Consider the following 25646-nt stretch of genomic DNA (forward strand, 5'->3'; position numbering starts at 1 on the left):
AGCGAGTACTCAGGTTTCAATATCTGTATCAGGCGCCGGATCAATGGGGGCGGGTAGGTCGGTTTGCTCGAACCCCAGGTCATTTTCGGTTGCGTGGTAGTAAGCGGCGATGCGTTGCATGCTTTGCTCGGTGAATGGATTGCCACTGAAGTCAAAGCTTTCACCGACATCGGGATCGACCTCCATGAGCTCGACGGGCATCTCGGTAATGGCGTTGTAGCTCAGGTCGACATCCGTCCAGGTATTGATGCTCAGCACGCCTCTCGGGATTTCGGTGATGCCGGTATGGCTCAGGTCCAATGACGATATCTCCGTCATCTGGCTGAGATCAGGGCTAAGGCCTAGCGGATTGTTCCGCAGGTTCAAGTGGTCAAGATTATTCATGCCCGCCAATCCATCGACGGTTTCCTGGGTCAGGGTGATCCTGCATTCAGACAAGCTCAGTACTGTCAGCCTGCGCATTCTGAAGACGCCATCGGGGATGTTATCCAGTTGGTATCCGCGCACGGTCAGGCTGTCCAGGTTCGGAAAAGCGTCGAGGAATCGACTCAGCCGTGGGGCGATGTCGCCTGCACTCGTCAGATACATTTCAGGCACATGGCCGAAGTCCGCTGTCAGTACCGGCAAGTCGCCCATGATTGCCAGGTGTGAGGTGAGTCCATACTCGCTGACAGCGATGCTTTCGGTCGGTATCTGCCGCCAGCACCGTTCCAGCTTTTGCTTGAATTCATCTCTTTTGACGTGCTCGGCAAACAGCTCGTCGGCCGTCAGGGGGGCGCCAGTAACCGGGTGGGCGGCGGGCACGTTGGCCGTCCATAGACTCAGGTCGTTACGGAGTCTAGTGAACTCAAGTTCGCGACGTGTCAGGTCGGCTCGACCGTCTGTCAGTGTTCCGGGTAAGCGATAGATGAAATCACTGGCTTCTTCATTGTCCAGGCTGGGATACAGGGCTTTGGCTCGATCGATATCGGCCTGTTCGGCATAGACCCCAAAGTCTTTCTCGGTCCGGCTGTAGTGAATCTTTACACGTTCACGGGTGAGCGGGGACAGTGGGTTGTTGCCAAAATCAAATCCCTCACTGATGTTGCCGGGAAGGTCGAAGAGGGCAGCGGGTAATTCGGTGATCTGGTTGTTATTGAAAATGGCTGTTCGAATGTGAGGGTGATTCACCAGCCCGTCTGGAATGCTGGAAATTCCGGTGTTGGAAAGGTCGATGTAGGTCAGCTCAGGCATGGTGGCCAGATTGGGTGTGAGCCCCAATGGATTGTTGTACAGGTCCAGAACGGAAAGCTTGCTCAGCGATGACAGTGTTGCCTGGCTTTCGGCGGTGAGTACAAGGCCGCAATCGCTCAGTACCAGTTCCTCGAGTTCCGGCAGCGCATTGATCGGCTGCGGTAGTTCCAGCAGGGTAAAGTTGCGCAGTTCCAGCTGGCGCAGACCCGGGAAGCGTTCCAGGAAAGGGCCAATGGAGTGTGCGCTCGCGCTGTTCTGGAGCGAAATGGAGGAAACATGGCTGAAGTCGGCGCTCAGGATGGGGAGATCGCCGATGATCGGCTGGGAAAACTTGAAGACATGCCCGCCCTCGGCTCCCAATGCGTCATCAAAGAGCGCAGTCTCCCGACGCCAGCAGCGGAGTATTTGCTCCCTGAGCAATCGGCGGTTTTGTGTTTCTATCAGTAATTCCTGTTCGCTGAGTGCAACGTTGGTTATCGGGTGTACGGCGGGCGGATTGTTGGCCCAGATATGCAGGTCCTCCTGCAGTTGGTAGTACTCGTTGCGCAGGCGTGAGAGTTCCGCGCGCGGGCCGTCGGGGTGGCTTTGCAGTCGTTGGAGCAGGGTCTGGATCTCTTCGGGGGGAAGGTTGGGATAAAGCTCTCGTGTGCGATCTTCCAGTGTGCGTGGTTGGTCGCCGGTACTGCGGCGATAGCCTTCGGACCCGAGCAGGCGGAGGGTCTCAATGACCGGTTTGGGTGTGGGGGGGAGTGACAGGGCTGTTCGTAACTCGGCTCGTTCCAGGGGGAAGTCCCGGATTGCCTGTTTCAGTTTTCCGCTTTCGCCGATATGAATGTCCAGGCTGTTTCGCTGGGCATCCGGCAAGGCTTGCAGTACGGCGCCATAGAGATCGGTGGCAGCGGAAAGTTGCAAGCCTTCGTCATCGTAGGCCTGGTACCGGCCATCGCTGGTCAGCACCAGCACTTTGCGGATAGAGGCCTGGGCGCCACCTATGCCGTCGACCTGCGGGCCTTCAAAGGCCTGGTCATGGATGTCGATCCGCACATCGGATGACCAGCCGGGTAACCGTTCGAGCGAGCGCAGGGCCAGTCTTTCGGTGTCCGCCGAGTCAGGCGAATCCAGATACAACCCTTCATACGCACGCGTGACTCGCACCTCTTCATTGGCCTGTTGTGCAAGGTCCTCCAGGCGCTTCGGCAGGTGCCCGTTATCGATTTCCTTAAGCTCGTCGCCGCTGGCCAGGCTCAGCAACTCTCGGGCAACGCTCCGGGGTAGCCCCGGTGTCGCCTCAATGATTGTTTGGGCGTGAGGGTCTTGCGTAGCCTCCTGTCCTCTGTAGCGTGACTCGAAAAGCGTGGCACGTTTGTCTTTGGCGATTTGCCCGAGCTTTTTTCTCAGGTGACTGGCACGAATGTCGAGATTGATCGTCGGGGCACCGAAGCTTTCGCCGAACATGGTCTTGATCTCACTCTGGTCGAGGGATTCCAGTACGGTTTTAAGCAAGTCACCATTGTTCAATTGGGCTTCGTGTATCTGTATGACTGGCAGGTGCTCCTTCGCGGAGAACTCCCAGACTGGCTGTCCATCGGCGTCGAGAAAACGGAGTGCTTTGGTTGCTGGCCATAGACCGTCGCTCGTCAGCAATTGCAACTGGGCTTGCGGATCGGCTTTGCGATACACCAGGGGGTCATCACTGTTGAGCTGATCGATCAGGCCCTGAATCGCTTTTTCAATTCGCATGCGTTCAAGGGTGTCTGTCAGAAGTGGCGGTTCAGACTCACTATGGACATGCATCTTGCGCAGCATGTTTTCATGGCCGTTGCTGATGTCCAGGGCCTGGTCGAGTTCAAGATCGGTGAAGGCATCGACGTTGTGGCCGAGACGGCGAACCAGTCTTGCTTTGTCCCAGTGCAGAGGATGATCGAGCTCGGTTTTCCATGCACCTGAACCATTGTGTTTCAGCGGTGATCGATAGGCCTCGGGTCGTGTGGGGTGTTGCAGGTAGCAGGCGTTGGTGTCGGCCGCTGTTTGCACTGAGTAGTGTTTGCCCTCGATCTGCACGACGCGCTTGCCTTGATGCTGATAGAAGCCTTGGGCGTCCGGTTTCGAGCCTTCTGGTAGCTGGGTTTTCAGCTCGTAGGCGCTCAGGTCGGGTTTCCAGTACCGGGTTTTGCCACCGTGTGCCGAGACCGGTTTGAATTGATCGATGAAGGTGACAATTTCCTTGGGTAGCAGGGTGCGGAATTCGCCCGCCGCGACCACGCCACCGGCGGCAAAGGTACCCAGCTGGATGACCGACTCGACCACGCCCATGAAATGCTCGAAGGCTTCACTTTTCAGGCCTTGGGCCCACTCAATGACGCTTTCGAATGTCTCGTCCAGTAATTGATAGGCCATGTAGGCCATCATCAACTCCCCCGCAAAAGGTACGAAGGGGGCTACCACGAGCACTGCGATCTCGAGGATCGAGGTCGCGATGTTGACGAAAGAGTCCCACAGCGCCCAGCGGGCTTTCTGATCGGTTGTTGCGGTTGATACGGCCATGACCCGTGCATCATTGAGGATTTTGTTCAGCTTGCCCTGGTAGAGGTGTTGCCACAGTCTGCGCCTGATGGGGGTGGCGGAGAACTGGAGGTCGGGATTGTCGATGGCGGATTCGCGCCATGAGGCCTGTGGGTCGCCCTGTTGGTGTTGATGCCATGTGACTTCCGTGAGGCGATTGGCAAGGTTGCCAAAGAAATAGCCTCGGTGTTCGTGGGCAATGAACCGGCTGAAGAATGTTCGATAGTCGGTATCGCGCAGTTGTTCAGTCAGCCTTCGCATGAAATCAGCGGTCGACGGGTACTCCCTGATCGGGTGATTGGGATCATCCGGGACATAGGCCACCACTCGCACCGGCCTGCGGCTCTGCTCAAGGTTCGGGGCAAACAGCACAATGCCGGTGAGCGTCGAGGACATTATCCTGAGGTCGTGACAGTGCACGGCTTCACCTTTCATCCTCATGCCCCGTACGCCCTGGAGCATGCCCTGAATCAGCAGGAAATAATCCGACTGAATATGGCCACTCATCCATGCAAATCGCAGTGCCGCCTTCAGCGCGGCTTTCTGGCTCTGGATGACCTTGGGTTGGAGAATCGCGGCGGCGACCGGATTGGAGACGCCCAGGTTGTCTTCGAGGTAAGTCTTGTACTGGGCGCCAATATCCAGTTCCCGGCACAGTCGGGTAAAGGCTGGGATGCCGATCGTTGCCTTGAGTGCGGGCAGGGTGGTGAACTGCCCCGTGGCCGAGGGTTTAGTGATGAAGGTTGAGTCAGGTTCGTAGGCGTCGGCTTCGGTTTCCTTGCTTTCAAAGTTGTGCAGCGCCGCGTCCAGCAACGAAACCGTCCAGGTCCGGGCGGCTCCAGACTGAATCGGGAACCAGGGGATTGTCGCGGGGATATACAGACGCAAGAAGGTTTTCTTGACGTCCACCTCCAGGTTGAAGCGGGTTTTCAGCGCATTCCTGAGTAAGGGTTCGGCGAAGCTGTTGACGTCTTGCAGGCGTTCCAGCGCCTGGTCCACAGCATTTTGTGCGCTCCAGTGAGCGGCGTTGAGAGTGTCGAGCTCGGTATGCTGGTCGGCCGGTGCCGTGGTCAAGCGGTCGGGCAACTGTGGTCGTGTGCGTTTGAGGGCCTGGCGCCTGGCGGGTGATGCCTTGGCGAGCCAGTCGGGAACGGCGTTTCTTAGGGGCAGATAGTGGCTGTCGGGGTGTTCTGAGTGGTGGGTGTTGAGTGTGGTTGCGGAGTGTTGTCCTTCAGGTAATGACATCGTGTTCATCCTTGGCTGTCTAAAGAGTGCCAAGCAGATCAGAGGGCAACGGCCAGGGTGCGCTACATAGTTACGGGCGGACACACGGCTCGAAATCAAATCCCGGTAATCCTGCCTCTAACCTGCGCAGGCAGTTTAAACTGCGCCTTTGCGACGCTATTTGTCGCATTGCCGTAAACCCGGTCAAAAGCGGGTTTTGCGCTATAAGAAGTTGTCGCTTGGCGGCAAGGCCAAGCCGGAAACTGTCCTTACAATCCTCACCAAGCTCGCCAGTTCCAGGCGGGTGTTTCTCATCAGGAGACTCCGATGTCCGTTGAGCACGCTGCGGTACAACGCGCCGATTTTGACCAGGTTATGGTTCCCAACTATGCGCCTGCCGCTTTCATCCCAGTGCGTGGTGAAGGTTCCCGCGTTTGGGACCAGTCCGGTCGCGAGCTGATCGACTTCGCCGGCGGGATTGCCGTCAACGTATTGGGTCACGCCCACCCGGCACTGGTCGGTGCCTTGACCGAGCAAGCGAACAAGCTGTGGCACGTGTCCAACGTGTTCACCAATGAGCCGGCCTTGCGCCTGGCCCATAAGCTGATCGACGCGACCTTTGCCGAGCGCGTGTTCTTCTGCAACTCCGGCGCTGAAGCCAACGAGGCCGCCTTCAAGCTGGCCCGGCGGGTCGCCCATGATCGTTTCGGTCCTGAGAAGTACGAAATCATCGCCGCGCTCAACAGCTTCCACGGCCGTACGCTGTTCACCGTCAACGTTGGTGGCCAGTCCAAGTACTCCGACGGTTTTGGTCCGAAGATCACCGGCATCAGCCACGTGCCGTACAACGACCTGGCCGCGCTGAAAGCCGCGATTTCCGACAAGACCTGCGCCGTCGTGCTGGAGCCGATCCAGGGCGAGGGCGGGGTATTGCCGGCCGAGCTGGCGTACCTGCAAGGGGCTCGTGAGCTGTGCAACGCGCACAACGCCCTGCTGGTGTTCGACGAAGTGCAAACCGGTATGGGCCGCAGCGGCAAGCTGTTCGCCTACCAGCACTACGGTGTGACGCCGGACATCCTGACCAGCGCCAAGAGCCTGGGCGGTGGTTTCCCGATCGCCGCCATGCTGACCACCGAAGACCTGGCCAAGCACCTGGTCGTCGGCACCCACGGCACCACTTACGGTGGCAACCCGCTGGCGTGTGCAGTGGCCGAAGCGGTGATCGACGTGATCAACACCCCTGAAGTGCTCAATGGGGTGAATGCCAAGCACGACAAGTTCAAGGCGCGCCTGGAGCAGATCGGCGAGAAGTACGGTCTGTTTACTCAGGTCCGTGGTTTGGGTCTGCTGATCGGTTGCGTGCTGAGCGATGCCTGGAAAGGCAAGGCCAAGGACATCTTCAACGCCGCTGAAAAAGAAGGCCTGATGATCCTGCAAGCCGGCCCGGACGTGATTCGTTTTGCGCCGAGCCTGGTGGTTGAAGACGCTGATATCGATGCCGGTCTGGACCGCTTCGAACGCGCTGCCGCCAAACTGACACAAGCCTGATAGACCCTTCGGCGCCTGATCATTCAGGTGTCGAACCCAATTTTTGTTCCGGCCCCGCTTTTCTGTAGGGGCGAGCAGGCTCGCTCCTACAAGGGGCCGGCTATTTTCCTCAAAGAGTTTTCAAGAAAGGAGTGACACCATGCTGGTGATGCGCCCTGCGCAAATGGCTGATCTGGGCGAGGTACAGCGTCTGGCTGCGGACAGCCCGATTGGTGTCACTTCCCTGCCGGATGACGTTGAACGCCTGAGCGACAAGATCGCCGCGAGCGAAGCCTCGTTCGCCGCCGAAGTCAGCTTCAACGGTGAGGAGAGCTATTTCTTCGTGCTCGAAGACAGCACCACCGGCAAGCTGGTGGGCTGCTCGGCCATCGTTGCCTCGGCCGGTTATTCGGAACCTTTCTACAGCTTTCGCAATGAAACCTTCGTCCACGCCTCCCGCGAGCTGAAGATCCACAACAAGATCCACGTGCTCTCCCAGTGCCATGACCTGACCGGCAACAGCTTGCTGACCAGCTTCTACGTGCTGCCGGAGCTGGTGGGTTCGGCCTGGTCGGAACTCAACTCCCGCGGTCGCTTGCTGTTCGTCGCCAGCCACCCCGAGCGGTTCGCCGATTCGGTGGTGACCGAGATCGTCGGCTACAGCGATGAACAGGGTGACTCACCGTTCTGGGACGCCATCGGCCGCAATTTCTTTGACCTCAACTACGCCGCCGCCGAACGCCTGTGCGGGCTCAAGAGCCGCACGTTCCTGGCCGAGCTGATGCCGCATTACCCGATCTATGTCCCCCTGCTGCCGGACTCCGCTCAAGAAGCGATGGGCCAGGTGCACCCGCGGGCGCAGATCACCTTCGACATCCTGATGCGCGAAGGCTTCGAGACCGATCATTACATCGACATCTTCGACGGTGGCCCGACCCTGCACGCGCGCGTCTCGGGGATCCGCTCGATTGCCCAGAGCCGTGTGGTGCCGGTGAAGATCGGCGAGCCGGTCAAGGGCGCTGGCCGGCAGTACCTGGTGGCCAATGCCCAGTTGCAGGATTACCGCGCGGTCATGCTCGAGTTGGACTACGCGCCGGGCAAACCGGTGGTCCTGGATCTGGAAGCCGCCGAGGCCCTGGGCGTCGGCGAGGGTGCCAGCGTGCGCCTGGTGGCGGTTTAACGCTTTTACGCCTGATAAAGGCTGCAGAGCAGCGAGTTTTGCGGGTGGCCGTTACCGGCCGTCCGTTTGAGGAGATAGCATGATCGTTCGTCCCGTACGCAGCAGCGATTTACCCGCTCTGATCGAGCTGGCCCGCAGCACTGGCACCGGCCTGACCACCTTGCCGGCCAACGAAGAGCGCCTGTCGCACCGGGTTGGCTGGGCCGAAAAGACCTTCCGTGGCGAAGCGGGGCGCGGCGACGCCGATTACCTGTTCGTGCTCGAGGATGACGACGGCCGCGTGGTGGGAATTTCCGCAATTGCCGGCGCCGTGGGTCTGCGTGAGCCCTGGTACAACTTCCGGGTTGGCTTGACGGTCAGCGCTTCGCAAGAGCTGAACATCTACCGCGAAATTCCGACGCTGTTCCTGGCCAACGACCTGACCGGCAACTCCGAGCTGTGCTCGTTGTTCCTGCATGCCGATTATCGCACCGGCCTCAACGGCCGCATGCTGGCCAAGGCGCGGATGTTGTTCATCGCCGAATTTCCGCAGCTGTTTGGCAACAAGATCATCGCCGAGATGCGTGGCGTCTCCGACACGGCTGGCCGTTCGCCGTTCTGGGAAAGCCTGGGCCGGCACTTCTTCAAGATGGAGTTCAGTCAGGCCGATTACCTGACTGGCGTGGGCAACAAGGCGTTCATTGCCGAGTTGATGCCCAAGTTTCCGCTCTACACCTGCTTCCTTTCCGAAGACGCGCGCAATGTCATCGGCCAGGTTCACCCGGACACCGAGCCGGCGCTGGCGATGCTCAAGAGCGAGGGTTTCAGCTACCAGGGCTACGTCGATATTTTCGACGCCGGCCCGGCAGTGGAATGCGAAACCGGCAAGATCCGCGCGGTGCGTGACAGCCAGGCGCTGGTGCTGGCCATCGGCACCCCGGGGGATGACGCCACGCCGTTCCTGATTCACAACCGTAAGCGCGAAGACTGCCGCATCACTGCCGCGCCCGCACGTTTTGCCGCCGGTACCCTGGTGGTCGATCCACTGACCGCCAAACGTCTTCAACTCAATGCCGGTGATCAAGTGCGCGCCGTGCCGTTGTCTGCTGCCCGGGAGTCGAAATAATGAATTCGTTATACATCGCAGGTGAGTGGCTGGCGGGTCAGGGCGAAGCCTTTGAATCGCTGAACCCGGTGACCCAGCACGTGCTGTGGTCGGGGCAGGGCGCTACCACCGCCCAGGTTGAAAGCGCCGTGCAGGCTGCGCGCCAGGCGTTCCCGGCCTGGGCCCAGCGTACCCTGGAAGAGCGCATCAGCGTGCTGGAGGCCTTTGCCGCCAGCCTCAAGTCCCACGCCGACGAGTTGGCGCACTGCATCGGTGAAGAAACCGGCAAACCGCTGTGGGAAGCGGCGACTGAAGTGACCAGCATGGTCAACAAGATCGCCATCTCGGTGCAGAGCTACCGCGAGCGTACCGGCGAAAAGAGCGGCCCGCTGGGCGACGCCACCGCCGTATTGCGGCACAAGCCCCATGGCGTGGTTGCGGTCTTCGGGCCTTACAACTTCCCGGGTCACTTGCCCAATGGGCACATTGTTCCGGCCCTGCTGGCCGGTAACAGCGTGCTGTTCAAGCCTAGCGAACTGACCCCGAAAGTCGCCGAATTGACGGTCCGTTGCTGGATCGAAGCCGGCCTACCGGCGGGTGTGTTGAACCTGCTGCAAGGCGCTCGTGAAACCGGGATCGCGCTGGCCGCCAACCCGGGGATCGATGGTCTGTTCTTCACCGGCTCCAGCCGCACCGGCAACCACCTGCATGCGCAGTTCTCCGGGCGCCCGGACAAGATTCTCGCGCTGGAAATGGGCGGCAACAACCCGCTGGTGGTCGATCAGGTCGCCGACCTCGACGCGGCGGTCTACACCATTATTCAGTCGGCCTTCATTTCTGCCGGTCAACGCTGCACTTGCGCGCGCCGCCTGCTGGTGCCGCAAGGCGCCTGGGGCGACACGCTGCTGGCGCGCCTGGTGGCGGTCAGCGCGACCATCGAGGTCGGCGCGTTCGATCAACAGCCGGCACCGTTCATGGGCTCGGTGGTTTCCCTGGCCGCCGCCAAAGCCTTGATGGACGCCCAGGAACACCTGCTGGCCAATGGCGCGGTGAGCTTGCTGGAGATGACCCAGCCACAGGCCAATGCGGCATTGCTCACCCCGGGCATCCTGGATGTCAGCGCCGTGGCGGATCGTCCTGACGAAGAGCTGTTCGGGCCACTGCTGCAAGTGATTCGCTACAGCGATTTCGAGTCGGCGATCAGCGAGGCCAACAACACCCAGTACGGCCTGGCCGCCGGCTTGCTGTCGGACTCCGAGGCGCGCTACCAGCAGTTCTGGCTGCAGAGCCGTGCCGGTATCGTCAACTGGAACAAGCAACTGACAGGTGCTGCGAGCAGCGCGCCCTTCGGCGGCGTCGGCGCATCGGGCAACCACCGCGCCAGCGCTTACTACGCAGCGGATTACTGCGCGTACCCGGTGGCCTCGCTGGAAACACCGAGCCTGGTCTTGCCGGCGACCCTGACGCCGGGCGTGAAGATGGCGTGATGCCTATCGCTGGCAAGCCAGCTCCCACAGGGTACTGCGTCGATCACAAAAACTTGTGATCACTGCTGAGCCTGTGGGAGCGGGCTTGCCCGCGATGGCCGCACCGCAGCCTAAAAGAATTGTTACCTGAGCCTATAACAACAGATTCTCGTGGAGCCTCGCTGATGAAATCCTATGAAGTCAATTTCGACGGTCTAGTGGGGCCGACCCATAACTACGGCGGTCTGTCCTTCGGCAACGTTGCGTCCCAGAGCAACAGCCAGCAGTCTTCCAACCCCAAGGAAGCAGCGCTGCAAGGCCTGGCGAAAATGAAAGCGCTGATGGACATGGGTTTTGTCCAGGGCGTGCTGGCGCCCCAGGAACGTCCGGATGTCGGCGCATTGCGCAGCCTGGGCTTTAGCGGCACCGATGCCCAAGTGATCGAGCAGGCCGCCAAAGAGGCCATGCCACTGTTGGTCGCCAGTTGCTCGGCGTCGAGCATGTGGGTGGCCAACGCCGCCACTGTCAGCCCGAGCGCCGACACCGCCGACGGCCGTGTGCACTTCACCGCCGCCAACCTCAACTGCAAGTACCACCGCAGCATCGAGCACCCGACCACCAGCCGCGTGCTGGGGGCGATGTTCGCCGACCAGAAGCACTTCGCCCATCACGCGGCCTTGCCGGCCGTGGCGCAGTTCGGTGACGAAGGCGCGGCCAACCACACCCGTTTCTGCCGTGACTACGGCGAAGCCGGGGTCGAGTTCTTTGTGTTCGGTCGCAGTGCGTTCGACCCCCGTTACCCGGCGCCCCAGAAGTACCCGGCGCGCCAGACCCTGGAAGCCTCGCAAGCGGTCGCACGTTTGCACGGCCTGAGTGATGACGGCGTGGTCTATGCTCAGCAGAACCCGGCGGTGATCGATCAGGGCGTGTTCCACAACGACGTGATTGCGGTGGGTAACGGTGAGGCGCTGTTCTATCACGAGGACGCCTTCCTCGACACCGAGCAGATGCTGGCTGAACTGTCGGCCAAGCTCGCCAAGCGGGGTGGTCAGTTCAAGGCGATCTGCGTGCCGCGTGCGCAGGTTTCGGTCGAGGACGCCGTGCGTTCCTACCTGTTCAACAGCCAACTGCTGTCGCAGGCGGACGGTTCGATGTTGCTGATCGTGCCGCAAGAGTGCCAGAACAACGAACGCGTCTGGCAGTACCTGCAGACCCTGACCAGTTCCGGTGGGCTGATCCGCGAGGTCAAAGTCTTCGACCTCAAGCAGAGCATGCAGAACGGTGGTGGCCCGGCGTGCCTGCGTCTGCGCGTGGCGTTGAATGAAACCGAGCTGGCGGCCGTCAACCCAGGGGTTATCATGACCGCGCCGCTGTATGGCACGCTGACCCAGTGGGTTGAAAAGCACTACCGTGACCGCATGACCGAAAACGATCTGGCGGACCCACAATTGTTGCTTGAGTGCCGGGCGGCACTGGATGAACTGACGCAAATCCTTAAACTGGGCGCGGTTTATCCATTCCAGATCAATTGAAAGCCCGCGGCCGGCTCCTGATGAGTCGGGCGCGCTGCTTTATCTCCAGATGAGAGCGAAAAAATGAGCGATACCCTGCAGCTGATCCTTGAAGACACCGACGGCACTCAACTGGAAACCTCCTGCACTCGCGTAGCGGTGATCTGGCAGGGCAAGGAACTGTGGATCCAGCACGACGGCCGCGGCCAACTGCTGATCGGCGTTGACGTCGAAGAAGGCGATGCCGAATACGCCAACCTGCTGCTGCGCCCATTGGCGACTAATCTGGTAAGCCTGCAACTGGAAATGGAACCGGCTGAAGTCGGCGACGAAGACCACGTGCATGGCCCGGATTGCAATCACGACCATTAAGGAAATCGTTCTATGCTCGCCCTCGGCAAACTGCTTGAACTGACCCTCGCCGGCCGTGAACCGGCGGAGAAGACTCAACTGACTGTCGAAGGCGTGCGGATGCGCTGGCTGAGTGAAGGTGCGCTGGAAGTCCGGCCACCGCAAGCTCGCGACAACGGCCTGGACTTGCTGTTGTCGGCCGGCATCCACGGCAACGAAACAGCGCCGATCGAGTTGCTCGATCGCCTGTTGCACGACATTGCTCGCGGTGACTTGAAGCCGTGCGCACGCATTCTGTTCCTGTTCGGCAACCCCGAGGCCATGCGCCGCGGTGAGCGTTTTGTCGAGCAGGATGTCAATCGGCTGTTCAACGGCCGGCATGAATTGAGCAGTGGCTGCGAGGCGCTGCGCGCCTGTGAACTGGAGCGCCTGGCGGCGAGTTTTTTCAGCTTGCCGGACCGTGAGCGCCTGCACTACGACCTGCATACCGCTATTCGTGGTTCGAAGATCGAACAGTTTGCCCTGTACCCCTGGAAAGAAGGCCGCCAGCACTCGCGTCGCGAACTGGCCCGGCTACGGGCGGCAGGCATGGAGGCGGTGCTGTTGCAGAGCAAGCCGTCGATCGTGTTCAGTTCCTACACCTACGACAAGCTGGGCGCTGAGGCCTTCACCCTGGAGCTGGGCAAGGCCCGGCCATTTGGGCAGAACGATGGGGTCAATGTTTCACGCCTGGAAACCCGCCTGAAGCAGATCATCGAGGGCAGCGAGCCGCCCTTGGCAGACGCCGGCCTGGACGGCCTGCAACTGTTCAGCGTGGCGCGGGAAATCATCAAGCACAGCGATAGCTTCACGCTGAACTTGCCGGCGGACATCGAGAACTTCTCACCGCTGGGCGTGGGTTATGTGCTGGCTGAAGACATCGCGCAGACGCGCTGGGTCATCGAGGAGGAGGGTGCGCGAATCATCTTCCCCAACCCCAAGGTGAAGAATGGCTTGCGGGCCGGCATCTTGATTGTGCCAACCACGGGCGAAAACCTGGCCTGATTCAACCTCTAGAACCTGTGGCAGCAAGCATGCTCCCACAGGTTTTTGCCTGGCTTAAACGGCTACCGCGCGAGGCTCGTTACGACGCAGTGCGCGGATCTTGTGCAGGGTATCGGCACAGGTCTTCGCCGCTTCCTGGCCCTTGTGCACAAAGTGCTCGAAGAAGAACTTCTGGTGTTCTTCGCCGGCATGGAAGTGATGGGGCGTCAGGGAGACCGAGAACACCGGCACTTCGGTTTCGAGCTGGACCTGCATCAGGCCACTGACAACTGCTTGGGCGACGAACTCGTGACGGTAGATGCCGCCATCGACCACCAAGGCGGCCGCGACGATGCCGGCATAACGGCCGGACTTGGCCAGCAGCTTGGCGTGCAGCGGGATTTCAAAGGCACCGCCGACTTCAAAAAAGTCGATCTCCGATTCCTGATAGCCCTGGGCGATCATCTCGCTGACGAAGCCCTTACGGCTCTGGTCAACAATATCCTTGTGCCAGCAGGCCTGGATAAACGCTACGCGCTCGCCCTGATGGTTTTTGCTTTTGCTGTCGATTGCGGTGGGTTGCATCTGTTCTGACTCCTGTTTGTGTGAAAAACAGGGCGTTATGAATCGAATGGGATTTAAGGGTGCGCAACGGGTAAGCGTGCATTGACTGCACCTCTCCCGTGGACGGCCCTTTGGCGCCAATCCCGTTCTCTCTTCATCCGGACTATGACCGTCGGCCCCGGGATCACACCGGGTCTGCTGACCTTGCCATCATTCACAACCAGCGGCTGCGGTGACACCAAGCGCTCGCGGGCTATGCGCATTGCGCGCAATTACCGCCGGTGGGGAGTTGCACCCCGCCCTGAGAACGTTTTGCCGACAGATTGTCTGGCGGCGCAGCGTTTTTAACACATATTTCACAGCTGTGCATTGCTGCTATCTGCTGATTGTCATCGACTTTTTATCGGGCGCCTGCCGCCTTTTCCTGGCGCAAGGGTTGATTATTGCCCGGCATGCCCGCAGTAATTCACACCTGTAAGGGATTCTCCCCTGTCTACCGAGGCCTGATTCATGAGCGTTATCGATCTTCGCAGCGACACCGTCACCCAACCAACCGCAGGGATGCTCGACGCAATGGCCAGGGCGGCCACCGGTGACGATGTCTATGGTGAGGATCCTACGGTCAATCGACTCGAGGCCGAGCTGGCCGGGCGCCTGGGATTTGCCGCCGCACTGTTCGTGCCGACGGGCACCATGAGCAACCTGCTGGGCTTGATGGCCCACTGCGAGCGCGGTGAGGAGTACATCGTCGGCCAACAGGCGCACACCTACAAATACGAAGGCGGTGGCGCCGCGGTGCTGGGCTCGATCCAGCCGCAGCCACTGGAGGTCCAGGCTGACGGTTCGCTGGACCTGGCGCAGGTGGCGGCGGCGATCAAGCCGGATGACTTCCACTTCGCCCGTACTCGCCTGCTGGCCCTGGAAAACACCATGCAAGGCAAAGTGCTGCCGCTGGAGTACCTGGCCCAGGCGCGAAGCTTTACCCAGGCGCATGGCTTGCAGTTGCACCTGGATGGCGCGCGGTTGTACAACGCGGCGGTCAAGCTGGGGGTGGATGCACGGGTGATCACCAAGCATTTCGACTCGGTGTCAGTGTGCCTGTCCAAAGGCCTGGGCGCGCCAGTGGGCTCGGTGCTCTGTGGTTCGGTGGAGTTGATCGCCAAGGCGCGGCGATTGCGCAAGATGGTCGGTGGCGGAATGCGCCAAGCCGGCTATCTGGCGGCGGCCGGCCTGTATGCGCTGGATCATCACGTGCAACGCCTGGCCGAGGACCATGCCAACGCCGAGTACCTGGCGCAAGGTCTGCGTGCGGCGGGTTTTACGGTCGAACCGGTGCATACCAACATGGTTTACCTGCAGATCGGCGACAAAGCCGACGCAATCAAGGCTTTTGCTGCAGAGCGGGGCGTCAAGCTCAGCGCCGCTGCCCGTTTGCGCATGGTTACCCACATGGATGTCGGTCGGGCCCAGATCGACCAGGTAATCGCGACATTCGTCGAGTTTTGCGCTAAATGATCTTGCAGGCCGTCCAATTGACGGTTTCTATCGTATAAACACGCTGTACCGCGCGCGCAGGGCCGATATAATGCGGCCCTTTGCCGTCGCTTCGTCCGTTGACGAATCGCACAGGCCTTTGGCCGCAGCCTCCGTGGAAGAACCTAATGAAAAGCGCAGAAATCCGTGAAGCCTTCCTTCGCTTCTTCGAAGAGCAAGGCCACACCCGTGTAGCCTCCAGCTCTTTGATTCCGGGCAACGACCCAACCCTGCTGTTCACTAACGCGGGGATGAACCAGTTCAAGGACTGCTTCCTGGGCCAGGAAAAGCGCGCGTATACCCGCGCCACCAGCAGCCAGAAGTGCGTACGCGCCGGCGGCAAGAACAGCGACCTGGAAAACGTCGGTTACACCGCCCGTCACCACACGTTCTTCGAGATGCTGGGTAACTTCAGCTTCGGCGACTATTTCAAGCACGACGCAATTACTTTCGCCTGGACCTTCCTGACCGGTGTCCTGCAGCTGCCGAAGGAAAAACTCTGGGTTACCGTCTACGCCTCCGACGATGAAGCGTATGACATCTGGACCCAGCAGATCGGTGTGCCGGTCGAGCGCATGATCCGCATCGGCGACAACAAGGGCGCGCCTTACGCTTCCGACAACTTCTGGACCATGGGCGATACCGGCCCGTGCGGCCCATGCACCGAGATTTTCTACGATCACGGCGACCACATCTGGGGCGGCCCACCGGGTTCGCCGGAAGAAGACGGCGACCGTTACATCGAGATCTGGAACAACGTCTTCATGCAGTTCAACCGCACCGCCGATGGCGTGTTGCATCCGTTGCCAGCGCCGTCGGTGGATACCGGCATGGGCCTGGAGCGGATCAGTGCGGTGATGCAGCACGTCAACTCCAACTATGACATCGACCTGTTCAAGAACCTGCTCAAAGCCTCGGCTGAAGCAATCGGCTGCGAAAATGGCGATCAGTCTTCGCTCAAAGTGGTTTCCGATCACATCCGTTCCTGCGGTTTCCTGATTGCCGATGGCGTGCTGCCGTCCAACGAAGGCCGTGGCTACGTGCTGCGCCGGATCATCCGTCGCGCCTGCCGCCACGGTAACAAGCTGGGCGCCACTGGCAGCTTCTTCTACAAGATCGTCGCGGCGCTGGTGGCCGAGATGGGTGAAGCCTTCCCGGAACTCAAGCAGCAGCAGGCCAATATCGAGCGCGTGCTCAAGGCCGAGGAAGAGCAGTTCTCCAAGACTCTGGAGCACGGCCTGAAGATTCTCGAGCAGGACCTGGCCGAACTCAAAGGCACCGTAGTGCCGGGCGACGTGGTGTTCAAGCTGTATGACACCTATGGTTTCCCGATGGACCTGACCGCCGACATCGCCCGCGAGCGCGAGCTGACCATCGACGAAGCCGGTTTCGAGCGCGAAATGGAAGCCCAGCGCGTGCGTGCACGTTCGGCCAGTTCGTTTGGCCTGGACTACAACACCCTGGTCAAAGTCGACGTGGCCACCGAGTTCACCGGCTACACCGATACTCGCGGTTCGGCGAAAATCGTTGCCCTGTACAAGAACGGCCAGTCGGTCGACGTATTGAGCGAAGGCGACGAGGGCGTGATCGTTCTCAACCAGACCCCGTTCTACGCCGAGTCCGGTGGCCAGGTCGGTGACTGCGGTTACCTGCAGGCCGGTACTGCACGTTTCGACGTGCGCGATACCACCAAGACCGGTGGTGCCTTCCTGCACCACGGTGTGCTGGCATCGGGTAGCCTGATCGTTGGTGCGCCGGTTGAGGCCCAGGTGGATGCCGAGGTGCGTCACGCTACTGCGTTGAACCACTCGGCGACCCACTTGCTGCACGCAGCCTTGCGCCAGGTGCTGGGCGAGCACGTCCAGCAGAAGGGTTCGTTGGTCGACAGTCAGCGCCTGCGCTTTGACTTCAGCCACTTCGAAGCCATCAAGCCTGAGCAGATCAAGGCGTTGGAAGAAATCGTCAACGCGCAGATTCGCCAGAACTCGGCGGTAGAGACTGAAGAAACCGACATCGACACCGCCAAGCAAAAAGGCGCCATGGCGCTGTTCGGCGAAAAGTATGGCGACAGTGTGCGCGTGCTGAGCATGGGCGGTGATTTCTCCGTCGAGCTGTGCGGCGGTATCCACGCCAACCGTACTGGCGACATCGGCCTGCTGAAGATCATCAGCGAAGGCGGTGTGGCTTCGGGCGTACGGCGTATCGAGGCAGTGACTGGCGCAGCAGCGCTGGCCTACCTGAACGCGGCAGAAGAGCAACTCAAGGAAGCGGCCAGCCTGGTCAAGGGCAGCCGCGACAACCTGATCGACAAGCTGTCGGCTGTGCTTGAGCGCAACCGTCTGCTGGAAAAGCAACTCGAGCAGTTGCAAGCCAAGGCTGCCAGTGCGGCGGGTGACGACCTGTCGGCCCAGGCCCAGGACGTCAAGGGCGTGAAGGTGCTGGCCGTGCGTCTCGACGGTCAGGATGGCAAGGCGCTGCTGGCGCTGGTCGATCAGTTGAAGAACAAACTCGGCCGCGCAGTGATCCTGCTCGGCAGTGTCCATGAGGAAAAGGTCGTGCTGGTTGCCGGTGTGACCAAAGACCTGACTGGCCAACTCAAAGCCGGTGATTTGATGAAGCAAGCCGCTGCGGCAGTGGGCGGGAAGGGCGGTGGTCGTCCGGACATGGCGCAAGGCGGTGGTATTGACGCTGGCGCACTGGACGCGGCCCTGGCCCTGACCGTACCGTTTGTCGAACAGGGTATTTAAGGCTGTATGCCGGGCCTCTCGTCTAGTGGTGGGTCCGGCTGCTGTTTGAGTGACTAATGGGCGCCCTTCATGGGCAGAGGCGGCTTTGAAATGGCTTTGATCGTACAGAAATTTGGAGGCACCTCGGTCGGCACTGTCGAGAGAATCGAGCAGGTCGCCGACAAGGTTAAGAAATTCCGCGATGCCGGCGATGACCTGGTGGTCGTGCTGTCTGCAATGAGCGGCGAAACCAACCGTCTGATCGATCTGGCCAAGCAAATCAGTGGCGATGAGCAACCGGTTCCGCGTGAACTGGATGTAATTGTCTCCACCGGCGAGCAGGTGACGATTGCATTGCTGGCCATGGCGCTGATCAAGCGCGGCGTGCCAGCGGTGTCGTACACCGGCAACCAGGTGCGGATCCTGACGGACAGCGCGCACAATAAAGCGCGTATCCTGCAGATCGATGACCAGAAGATTCGCGGTGACCTGAAGGCTGGCCGCGTGGTTGTGGTGGCCGGTTTCCAGGGCGTCGACGAGCACGGCAACATCACCACCCTGGGCCGTGGCGGCTCCGACACCACTGGCGTGGCGCTGGCAGCGGCCCTGAAGGCCGATGAATGTCAGATCTATACCGACGTGGACGGGGTGTACACCACCGACCCGCGCGTGGTGTCCGTGGCCCAGCGCCTGGACAAGATCACCTTCGAAGAGATGCTGGAAATGGCCAGCCTCGGTTCCAAGGTGCTGCAGATCCGTGCGGTCGAGTTCGCCGGCAAGTACAACGTCCCGCTGCGCGTACTGCACAGCTTCAAGGAGGGGCCAGGCACCCTCATTACTATTGATGAAGAGGAAACCATGGAACAGCCGATCATTTCCGGCATCGCTTTCAATCGCGATGAAGCCAAGCTGACCATCCGTGGCGTGCCAGACACCCCGGGCGTGGCATTCAAGATTCTCGGCCCGATCAGTGCCGGCAATATCGAAGTCGACATGATCGTGCAGAACGTTGCGCACGATAACACCACCGACTTCACCTTCACCGTCCACCGCAATGACTACCAGGCGGCCCAGACCGTGCTGGAAAACACCGCTCGCGAGATCGGTGCCCGTGAGGTGGTGGGTGACACCAAGATCGCCAAGGTCTCGATCGTCGGCGTTGGCATGCGTTCTCACGCAGGTGTTGCCAGCCGCATGTTCGAAGCCCTGGCCAAGGAAACCATCAATATCCAGATGATCTCCACTTCGGAGATCAAGGTGTCGGTGGTGATCGAAGAGAAGTACCTGGAACTGGCTGTGCGCGCACTGCACACGGCGTTCGAACTGGACGCACCGGCTCGCCAAGGCGAGTGATGTGGTCCCGAGGGGCGCGGTCTGACCGCGCCCTTTATTTTTTGAGTGGCGTGGGCAAGGCTGTTCTTTTGCATGCGCTGGTCAATACTTAAGCGTGTAGAGCTGCGATCGTTCCGGTCGCCGTTCGAGCGCTTTTTTTTTGCAGACTGTTGTCCCTGAACTGAAATGCGTAAGGAGAAAGGTATGCTGATTCTGACTCGTCGGTGTGCAGAAAGCCTGATTATCGGTGATGGCGAAATCACCGTAACCGTGCTCGGCGTCAAAGGAAATCAGGTGCGCATAGGCGTTAACGCACCCAAGGAGGTAGCTGTACACCGTGAGGAAATCTACCTGCGTATAAAGAAAGAGAAGGACGAAGAACCAAGCCATTAATTTTTATCGCTTTTTATGTTTGCAAACGGGGAAAAGGTTGGTTAAGATACGCCCCGTGTTGCGGAGAGCTGGCCGAGTGGCCGAAGGCGCTCCCCTGCTAAGGGAGTACACCTCAAAAGGGTGTCGGGGGTTCGAATCCCCCGTTCTCCGCCATTATTTGTGTAGAGCGTTGTAATCAGGCTTTTTCGGTAAGTGATTGAAATTACTAGAAAAAGTGCTTGGAAAAAAGATTCGACGAACTATAATGCGCGGCAACAAATGCACTCGTAGCTCAGCTGGATAGAGTACTCGGCTACGAACCGAGCGGTCACAGGTTCGAATCCTGTCGAGTGCACCAATTAAGGGTTGTTTGAAGTGATTCAAGCAACCTTGTTTCAATCAGTTGTGATCTGGTTTAAAAGCACACATTGCACTCGTAGCTCAGCTGGATAGAGTACTCGGCTACGAACCGAGCGGTCACAGGTTCGAATCCTGTCGAGTGCACCATTTAAGGGTTGTTTGCAGTCATGCAGGTAACCTGGCTTCAACCAGTTGTGATCTGGTCTAAAAGTACAACTGCACTCGTAGCTCAGCTGGATAGAGTACTCGGCTACGAACCGAGCGGTCACAGGTTCGAATCCTGTCGAGTGCACCAAACACCAAAAAGCCTGCGTCTAACGCGGGCTTTTTGCTGTCTGGGATTTGGCTTTCTGCCGAACCCGTCTTTGCTCGTCAAATCTGCTCGGCGCGCTTTTCATCTTCTTTACCTTGATCGCCCGGTCGGCTGCTTGCAGGTGTTCGGCTTCGGGCAGGACTGCCGTGTCGGCGTATACCTCGGTGTTGCTGCCGGGCAGGTAGGTGCGGACTTGCTGCAGGCTCGGATGCTCTCCGGTCTTGCAGGCCGTGCTGGTGAATGTGATGCGACCGTTGGCTGCCTCACAGCGCTGCACAGTCATTACTTGCGCGCTGGCCGCTGGGCAGAGCAGGGTGGTCAGTAACAAACAGCGTATCCGCGATGGCATTCAGCGCCCTCCCTGGCGATCCATTTGAAGGTTAGCCGGACATTTTGCGATGGCCCTGTGTTTTCTTTTCGGGATAAGTCGTCGCACTCTCATGGATCAGGACAGCGCTCAGGTTTGTCGTGCAAGCGCTTGTTTCAGCCGCGATTTTTAACGTTTAAAAGCGTCAGGCGGTGTATCATTGCGCCCGTCAGCCCCGCCGGGGCTTGTGGAATACCTCCATGGACTTACCCAGTAGTTACTCAGTACCCCGTTTTTCCAATCATGAATTGACTGATTGATCCTTCCGGCGTGCCCCGCTGCTGGGAGTGGAGTTCGCCTATGACTGAAGTAGAAGTAAAAAAGACTCAAGAAAGCTTGCAGGACCGCCTTGCTCAAGTCATTGAGCTGCTGCAGCGCCAGCGGGTGGTCGAAGACCTGACTCACCGCCAGGAAGGTCCTCATCACGACCGGGTCGAGAACCTGGTCCACCGGCAGAACCTCGTCGAGCTGCAACGCAAGCTCGATGACCTGCACTCCGCTGACGTTGCCTACATCCTTGAAGCATTGCCGCTGAACGATCGCCTGACGGTCTGGCAGTTGGTCAAGGCCGAGCGTGACGGCGACATCCTGCTTGAAGTGTCTGACTCCGTCCGTGAAACCCTGATCGCCGACATGGACGATCACGAGCTCCTGGCAGCCGCCAAGGAGATGGACGCCGACGAACTTGCTGACCTGGCCCCTGAGCTGCCGCGAGACGTCGTCCATGAGCTGATGGAGACCCTCGATGGCCAGCAGCGTGAGCGCGTGCGCTCCGCGTTGTCCTATGACGAGGAGCAGGTCGGTGCATTGATGGACTTCGAGATGGTGACGATCCGTGAGGACGTCAGCCTCGAGGTGGTCTTGCGCTACCTGCGGCGCCTCAAGGAGCTGCCGGGCCATACCGACAAATTGTTCGTGGTCGACTACGACGGTGTGCTCAAGGGCGTCCTGCCGATCAAGCGCCTGTTGGTCAACGATCCGGACAAGCAGGTCTCGGAAGTCATGGCCAGCGACCCGGTGAGCTTTCACCCGGACGAAGATGCCTATGACGCGGCGCAGGCGTTCGAGCGTTATGACTTGATCTCGGCCCCGGTGGTCGACAAGAACGACAAGCTCATCGGCCGTCTGACCATCGACGAGATGGTCGACCTGATTCGTGAAGAGAGCGAAAACGAAGTCCTCAACATGGCGGGTCTGCGTGAAGAGGAAGATATTTTCGCTTCGGTGTGGAAGTCCCTGCGTAACCGTTGGGCGTGGTTGGCCATCAACCTGATTACCGCCTTCGTTGCCTCGCGGGTGATCGGCCTGTTCGAGGGGTCTATCGAGAAGCTGGTGGCCCTGGCGGCGCTGATGCCGATTGTTGCCGGCATTGGTGGCAACTCCGGTAACCAGACCATCACCATGATCGTGCGCGCCATGGCGCTGGACCAGGTCAGTACCGGCAATACCTCGCGCCTGATGCGCAAGGAGCTGGCCGTGGGCCTGATCAATGGCCTGGTGTGGGGTGGAGTGATTGGCGTAGTGGCCTTCCTGCTGTATGGCAGTTGGTCGCTCGGCGTCGTGATGACGGCCGCCATGACCCTGAACCTGCTGCTGGCGGCGCTGATGGGGGTGCTGATCCCAATGACCCTGGCGCGCGTCGGGCGTGACCCGGCAATGGGTGCAAGCGTGATGATCACGGCCGTAACCGATAGCGGCGGCTTCTTCATCTTCCTTGGCCTCGCCACGATCTTCCTGCTCTAGGCCTGTGCTGCGCGACCTGGCCCAATGGCCGCGTCGCGCATCTGGGATTAATCAAACTGTCTGATGTCGATGGCCTGCGTGCGAATCATCGCGAAGATGCCTGGGCGGACTGTTTCAGGCAAAAAAAAGCCAGCGCGAGGCTGGCTTGAACTTTCGGGGTGTAATCAGGACGGGTTTGCGGCCATTTCAGCGTCATGGGCAATCAACGACACCAGTGCATTTTGCTGGCGGTGGGATAGCTGGCGGAAGCGTTGCAGCAATTCACGTTCGTGCAGCGACAGCTCGGGGCTGTCCAGGCGCATGCTCAACTCTTCACCCAGCGCGCCTTCCTGAATAAGACTCTGCTCCAGGCGCGCGATGATTTCGGAGTTCATGCTGCGATGATGGTTGCGTGCCACCTCGGCAATGCGTTCACGCATTCCGTCTGGCAGGCGTACGACGAACTTGTCAGCCGTACGGCTGGAATAAATTGCCTGTTTCAATGGGCGCATATATTTAACCGGTTAGTTCAGGGGAGCGGTTCTCGGAATTGGCCGCAGGATGTCTTTAGGACAAGCAAGGCAGCCAAATGTTCAACCTGAATTGATAAGAGGCCCGCATCATGCCTCAAGCAAGCCAGATCCTTGGCGCCAATTCTGTGACAAATATTGAGCCTGAGGCAGGCGTTATGCCAGCACCAATTATCAGAAATGCGGACTGGTTTGAAAACTTAAATCCGCTCCGGGTGCATGGCCTCGCCCTTTTGCCCAGTGGACAGGGGGCTGCGCGTCCTTGTGTGCAAGCCGTGTACGCTTGCACGCCACTCCTCTACGTATACAGCGTAGTGGCAAATGGCCGATTTACTAGGGGTGAATACATCATGAGGGGATATTGCGGGTGAGTGGCAGACTGGTTTATCTCATGGGCCCCTCGGGCTCTGGCAAGGACAGCCTGATCGATGCGGCCCGCGATGCTCTGGCGCAACTCGACTGCGTGGTGGCGCGCCGGGTAATTACCCGCTCGGCAGAGTCAGTCGGGGAGGCTGCCCTGGGGCTCACGCCCCAGGCATTTGCCGAATTGGCGCGTGAGGGCGGTTTTGCCCTGAGTTGGCATGCCAACGGGCTGGATTACGGAATTCCGGTGCAGATCGATCAGTGGCTGGCGCAAGGGCTGCATGTGCTAGTCAACGGTTCCAGGGGGCACTTGCCTCTAGTGAAAGAGCGCTACCCGCAGTTGTTGCCCATCCTGTTGACGGTGAATACCGATGTCCTGCGTGAGCGCCTTCAGCGCAGGGGGCGTGAAAGCAGCAAAGAGATCGAGACCAGGTTGGCGCGTAATGCCTTGTTTGCCCGTGGTACGGCGGAGGACGAGTCTGGCGGTATTTTCCTACTGGATAATTCCGCCGAGTTGTCGACAACCCTGGCTCGCTTGCTGGCGTTGCTTGGCAATGAAGGTATCGTGGAAAAACCCCGTTCGGCGTGAGCGGGCCATTGCCTACACTTAATAAGCCGTACAGACGACATGACAAACGCGGGGCTGCCCGTTAACATGCTCGCCGTCCATCGCGCCGCAGCTCCTTGCGGCCGGTCTGTGTCTCAGTAGCTCAATTGGATAGAGCATCCCCCTCCTAAGGGGAAGGTTGCAGGTTCGAACCCCGCCTGGGACACCATATAATTCAATGCTTCTGCGCCTTTTAGACTGACTGCTGAAGTTGGCGTGACAGCAGGGTGGCAGCAACAGCTGAAGTTTTGGTCAATCAAAGCCCTCAGCCTGCTTCCCTATTCCGCTTCCCATCTGGGGTTCTCCAGACAAAATACAAAGACCAGCCGATATTTTTCTGGGCTGGCGCTCCCTCCTGCGACTCCGTGGGTTTAGCACCGTCTAGAATGTCTGACTTGACCGTTTATCAATGGATAGGTATCGAATGGACAGTGTGCGGGATATCGAGGAGCGCATGATTAGCTTCCTCCACGGCCAAGACCATGTAACCCCTCTCGACGGTCATGTTCCTCAGCCTGATGGCGTCAAGATTGCCGATTATCTGTTTTTCCACAGGCAAGCGGTTGTCGAGCTCAAAACCCTAAAGATCGATCCGAAAGATAAGATTTTGGATGGCGCTAAATCGCTGATGGAGTCTGACGATTTCCCTCTGATCTTTGGTGACTATGACCTTGAAGCCGCGATGAAGAACACACCGGGAGGGCAAGAGCACCTAAACAAAATTTTCTCTAGCGCAACCAGGATGGTGGAGGGGGTGCTTAGAAATGCCAAACAACAGATCGCCTCTTCCAAGAGACTGCTTAGCCTTGATCCCGACACCCCTGGGATCGCGCTCATATTGAATGACACGGTTGAGAGCATTCCTGCAGCCCGGCTCGCTGACAGGTTCAGCACCCGGCTCACGGGTGATGGTAAAAATCCGGGCCGCTTCTCGGAGATTGATTTTATAGTTTTGATCCAGACCACCTACCGGCTAAGACAAGCTGGCGGAGGATCGACACGCCTGCCGACTTTCATTATAAGCAATCCCTTCAATGCTCATCGCCATCATAAAATTGAGCAAGAAATTCAGTTTTTTTTGCAGGCTTGGGCCCGCTCGCAGGGTCACAATTTTGAAAGTACGAGTGCAACGTCTGGCCTTCACTTTGAGCACAACCAAGATCCTCGCCCTGGCCCCCAGTCGTTGCAGGAATTCGTAGAGGAGCAATATCGGGCACGCAGATATATGAGCGAGTGGAGCGAAGAGAAGCTAATTGCTCACGGCAAGAATGTGATTCAGAAGATGCTACCAATATTTCTCAAAGGTGCAGAAAAACCTTCAGAAGCCGACTCTCATTTCTTCATCAAGCAATTCACGGAACTGCTTGAGGAGGGTCGGATAAGGGGATTTGACTTGAGGAAAGTATTGAAAGAGATCCCTAGGCCCAGGTAATTACTCTTCGTCTATTTTTTTAAATCAACATGTTGGCCATGATGGATGTTTGGAGGTAAGAGGTTGCTCCAGATAACGGTTCGAACCTGCCTTGGGACACCACTCACATTGAGTATCTTCAGTTGATGTCGATTACCGCCGGCGTCCCTCGTCCATGGGGCAAGGCAATCATGCTGCTGATGCTGAAAAAGCCCCGCTCTGGCCCTGCCTGGCGGGGTTTTTTCATTTCAGTGGTAGCTGCACCTGGTTAGAGGGTAGGTGGCT

At 59.1% G+C, this 25646-nt stretch carries 19 protein-coding genes, 5 tRNA genes and 1 riboswitch (1 of these 25 cut by a window edge); of the genes, 19 read left to right on the plus strand and 5 right to left on the minus strand.

The features are described 5' to 3' along the window. Nucleotides 1-9 precede the first annotated feature (9 nt). Nucleotides 10-5040 (minus strand): leucine-rich repeat domain-containing protein, encoded by a 5031-nt coding sequence (locus PspS04_RS06280; RefSeq protein ID WP_159994207.1) that lies wholly within the window; start codon nt 5038-5040, stop codon nt 10-12. Between the two features lie 306 nt (nt 5041-5346). Here PspS04_RS06280 and PspS04_RS06285 point away from each other — a divergent pair, with 306 nt between their 5' ends. From PspS04_RS06285 to astE, 7 genes are all read left to right on the plus strand, one after another. Beyond that, on the plus strand, nt 5347-6567 hold the full coding sequence (locus tag PspS04_RS06285; protein ID WP_095171547.1) for an aspartate aminotransferase family protein: 1221 nt from the start codon (nt 5347-5349) through the stop codon (nt 6565-6567). 139 nt (nt 6568-6706) lie between these two features. Beyond that, entirely contained in the window at nt 6707-7726 is a 1020-nt protein-coding gene (gene aruF, locus PspS04_RS06290) for an arginine/ornithine succinyltransferase subunit alpha (protein ID WP_095171548.1), read from the plus strand. Between the two features lie 79 nt (nt 7727-7805). Next, complete coding sequence (gene astA, locus PspS04_RS06295) at nt 7806-8831, plus strand: arginine N-succinyltransferase (protein WP_095171550.1); 1026 nt, start codon at nt 7806-7808, stop codon at nt 8829-8831. After that, nucleotides 8828-10297: a succinylglutamate-semialdehyde dehydrogenase gene (astD, locus tag PspS04_RS06300; protein ID WP_174244612.1), complete on the plus strand. Its 1470-nt coding sequence runs from the start codon at nt 8828-8830 to the stop codon at nt 10295-10297. The genes astA and astD overlap by 4 nt, the downstream gene beginning before the upstream one ends. Nucleotides 10298-10461: 164 nt before the next feature. After that, nucleotides 10462-11808: an N-succinylarginine dihydrolase gene (astB, locus tag PspS04_RS06305; RefSeq protein WP_095171553.1), complete on the plus strand. Its 1347-nt coding sequence runs from the start codon at nt 10462-10464 to the stop codon at nt 11806-11808. Nucleotides 11809-11871: 63 nt separating this feature from the next. After that, nucleotides 11872-12159, plus strand: a complete 288-nt coding sequence (locus PspS04_RS06310; protein ID WP_095171555.1) for a topoisomerase II — start codon at nt 11872-11874, stop codon at nt 12157-12159. A gap of 12 nt (nt 12160-12171) precedes the next feature. Beyond that, nucleotides 12172-13182, plus strand: coding sequence for a succinylglutamate desuccinylase (gene astE / locus PspS04_RS06315; protein ID WP_159994211.1), 1011 nt, complete (start codon nt 12172-12174; stop codon nt 13180-13182). A 54-nt stretch (nt 13183-13236) separates the two neighbouring features. Here the strand turns inward: astE and PspS04_RS06320 are convergent, their stop codons facing one another. Then, the gene (locus tag PspS04_RS06320) at nt 13237-13746 is read right to left on the minus strand and encodes a 6,7-dimethyl-8-ribityllumazine synthase (protein ID WP_095171559.1); all 510 of its coding nucleotides are present in this window, start codon (nt 13744-13746) and stop codon (nt 13237-13239) included. Between the two features lie 120 nt (nt 13747-13866). Next, nucleotides 13867-14038, minus strand: a riboswitch (FMN riboswitch). 197 nt (nt 14039-14235) lie between these two features. On the opposite strand from PspS04_RS06320, the gene ltaE reads away from it, so the two are divergent. From ltaE to PspS04_RS06360, 8 genes are all read left to right on the plus strand, one after another. Further along, complete coding sequence (gene ltaE / locus PspS04_RS06325; protein ID WP_159994213.1) at nt 14236-15240, plus strand: low-specificity L-threonine aldolase; 1005 nt, start codon at nt 14236-14238, stop codon at nt 15238-15240. 146 nt (nt 15241-15386) lie between these two features. Continuing rightward, the gene (gene alaS / locus PspS04_RS06330; RefSeq protein ID WP_159994215.1) at nt 15387-18005 is read left to right on the plus strand and encodes an alanine--tRNA ligase; all 2619 of its coding nucleotides are present in this window, start codon (nt 15387-15389) and stop codon (nt 18003-18005) included. Nucleotides 18006-18095: 90 nt separating this feature from the next. Further along, on the plus strand, nt 18096-19337 hold the full coding sequence (locus tag PspS04_RS06335; protein ID WP_095171563.1) for an aspartate kinase: 1242 nt from the start codon (nt 18096-18098) through the stop codon (nt 19335-19337). Between the two features lie 183 nt (nt 19338-19520). Continuing rightward, entirely contained in the window at nt 19521-19709 is a 189-nt protein-coding gene (csrA, locus tag PspS04_RS06340) for a carbon storage regulator CsrA (protein ID WP_002554426.1), read from the plus strand. Between the two features lie 62 nt (nt 19710-19771). Further along, nucleotides 19772-19862: transfer RNA gene (locus tag PspS04_RS06345), tRNA-Ser, on the plus strand. Nucleotides 19863-19969: 107 nt separating this feature from the next. Next, a tRNA-Arg gene (locus PspS04_RS06350) sits at nt 19970-20046 on the plus strand. Nucleotides 20047-20118: 72 nt separating this feature from the next. After that, a tRNA-Arg gene (locus PspS04_RS06355) sits at nt 20119-20195 on the plus strand. 71 nt (nt 20196-20266) lie between these two features. Next, a tRNA-Arg gene (locus tag PspS04_RS06360) sits at nt 20267-20343 on the plus strand. A gap of 19 nt (nt 20344-20362) precedes the next feature. Here the strand turns inward: PspS04_RS06360 and PspS04_RS06365 are convergent. After that, nucleotides 20363-20710 carry a hypothetical protein gene (locus tag PspS04_RS06365; RefSeq protein ID WP_159994217.1) on the minus strand — a complete coding sequence of 116 codons (348 nt, stop codon included), beginning with the start codon at nt 20708-20710 and terminating at the stop codon, nt 20363-20365. Between the two features lie 318 nt (nt 20711-21028). On the opposite strand from PspS04_RS06365, the gene mgtE reads away from it, so the two are divergent. Further along, nucleotides 21029-22471 (plus strand): magnesium transporter, encoded by a 1443-nt coding sequence (mgtE, locus tag PspS04_RS06370; protein ID WP_095171567.1) that lies wholly within the window; start codon nt 21029-21031, stop codon nt 22469-22471. Nucleotides 22472-22635: 164 nt separating this feature from the next. Here mgtE and PspS04_RS06375 read toward each other — a convergent pair whose 3' ends face one another. Continuing rightward, a complete protein-coding gene (locus tag PspS04_RS06375) occupies nt 22636-22962 on the minus strand; it encodes an Arc family DNA-binding protein (RefSeq protein ID WP_095171568.1) in 327 nt (108 codons plus the stop codon). A gap of 385 nt (nt 22963-23347) precedes the next feature. On the opposite strand from PspS04_RS06375, the gene phnN reads away from it, so the two are divergent. From phnN to PspS04_RS06390, 3 genes are all read left to right on the plus strand, one after another. Continuing rightward, entirely contained in the window at nt 23348-23932 is a 585-nt protein-coding gene (gene phnN, locus PspS04_RS06380) for a phosphonate metabolism protein/1,5-bisphosphokinase (PRPP-forming) PhnN (protein WP_159994219.1), read from the plus strand. A 110-nt stretch (nt 23933-24042) separates the two neighbouring features. Continuing rightward, nucleotides 24043-24119 (plus strand) — tRNA-Arg (locus PspS04_RS06385). Nucleotides 24120-24374: 255 nt separating this feature from the next. Continuing rightward, nucleotides 24375-25382 carry a hypothetical protein gene (locus PspS04_RS06390; RefSeq protein ID WP_159994221.1) on the plus strand — a complete coding sequence of 336 codons (1008 nt, stop codon included), beginning with the start codon at nt 24375-24377 and terminating at the stop codon, nt 25380-25382. 222 nt (nt 25383-25604) lie between these two features. Here PspS04_RS06390 and PspS04_RS06395 read toward each other — a convergent pair whose 3' ends face one another. Continuing rightward, nucleotides 25605-25646 carry the 3' portion of an AAA family ATPase gene (locus tag PspS04_RS06395; protein WP_159994223.1) on the minus strand. 483 nt of this gene lie beyond the right edge of the window, so the window shows 42 of its 525 coding nt (coding positions 484-525); its start codon lies off the right edge, out of view — the gene reads right to left on this strand; it ends in the stop codon at nt 25605-25607.

It is taken from the genome of Pseudomonas sp. S04 (assembly GCF_009834545.1).
Classification (GTDB): Bacteria; Pseudomonadota; Gammaproteobacteria; order Pseudomonadales; family Pseudomonadaceae; genus Aquipseudomonas.

Bases quoted from the DNA above. Each gene is read 5' to 3' on its own strand.
- PspS04_RS06280 (WP_159994207.1), bottom strand. From the start codon at position 5,040: ATGTCATTACCTGAAGGACAACACTCCGCAACCACACTCAACACCCAC.
- PspS04_RS06285 (WP_095171547.1), top strand. From the start codon at position 5,347: ATGTCCGTTGAGCACGCTGCGGTACAACGCGCCGATTTTGACCAGGTT.
- aruF (WP_095171548.1), top strand. From the start codon at position 6,707: ATGCTGGTGATGCGCCCTGCGCAAATGGCTGATCTGGGCGAGGTACAG.
- astA (WP_095171550.1), top strand. From the start codon at position 7,806: ATGATCGTTCGTCCCGTACGCAGCAGCGATTTACCCGCTCTGATCGAG.
- astB (WP_095171553.1), top strand. From the start codon at position 10,462: ATGAAATCCTATGAAGTCAATTTCGACGGTCTAGTGGGGCCGACCCAT.
- PspS04_RS06310 (WP_095171555.1), top strand. From the start codon at position 11,872: ATGAGCGATACCCTGCAGCTGATCCTTGAAGACACCGACGGCACTCAA.
- astE (WP_159994211.1), top strand. From the start codon at position 12,172: ATGCTCGCCCTCGGCAAACTGCTTGAACTGACCCTCGCCGGCCGTGAA.
- PspS04_RS06320 (WP_095171559.1), bottom strand. From the start codon at position 13,746: ATGCAACCCACCGCAATCGACAGCAAAAGCAAAAACCATCAGGGCGAG.
- ltaE (WP_159994213.1), top strand. From the start codon at position 14,236: ATGAGCGTTATCGATCTTCGCAGCGACACCGTCACCCAACCAACCGCA.
- alaS (WP_159994215.1), top strand. From the start codon at position 15,387: ATGAAAAGCGCAGAAATCCGTGAAGCCTTCCTTCGCTTCTTCGAAGAG.
- PspS04_RS06335 (WP_095171563.1), top strand. From the start codon at position 18,096: ATGGCTTTGATCGTACAGAAATTTGGAGGCACCTCGGTCGGCACTGTC.
- csrA (WP_002554426.1), top strand. From the start codon at position 19,521: ATGCTGATTCTGACTCGTCGGTGTGCAGAAAGCCTGATTATCGGTGAT.
- PspS04_RS06365 (WP_159994217.1), bottom strand. From the start codon at position 20,710: ATGCCATCGCGGATACGCTGTTTGTTACTGACCACCCTGCTCTGCCCA.
- mgtE (WP_095171567.1), top strand. From the start codon at position 21,029: ATGACTGAAGTAGAAGTAAAAAAGACTCAAGAAAGCTTGCAGGACCGC.
- PspS04_RS06375 (WP_095171568.1), bottom strand. From the start codon at position 22,962: ATGCGCCCATTGAAACAGGCAATTTATTCCAGCCGTACGGCTGACAAG.
- PspS04_RS06390 (WP_159994221.1), top strand. From the start codon at position 24,375: ATGGACAGTGTGCGGGATATCGAGGAGCGCATGATTAGCTTCCTCCAC.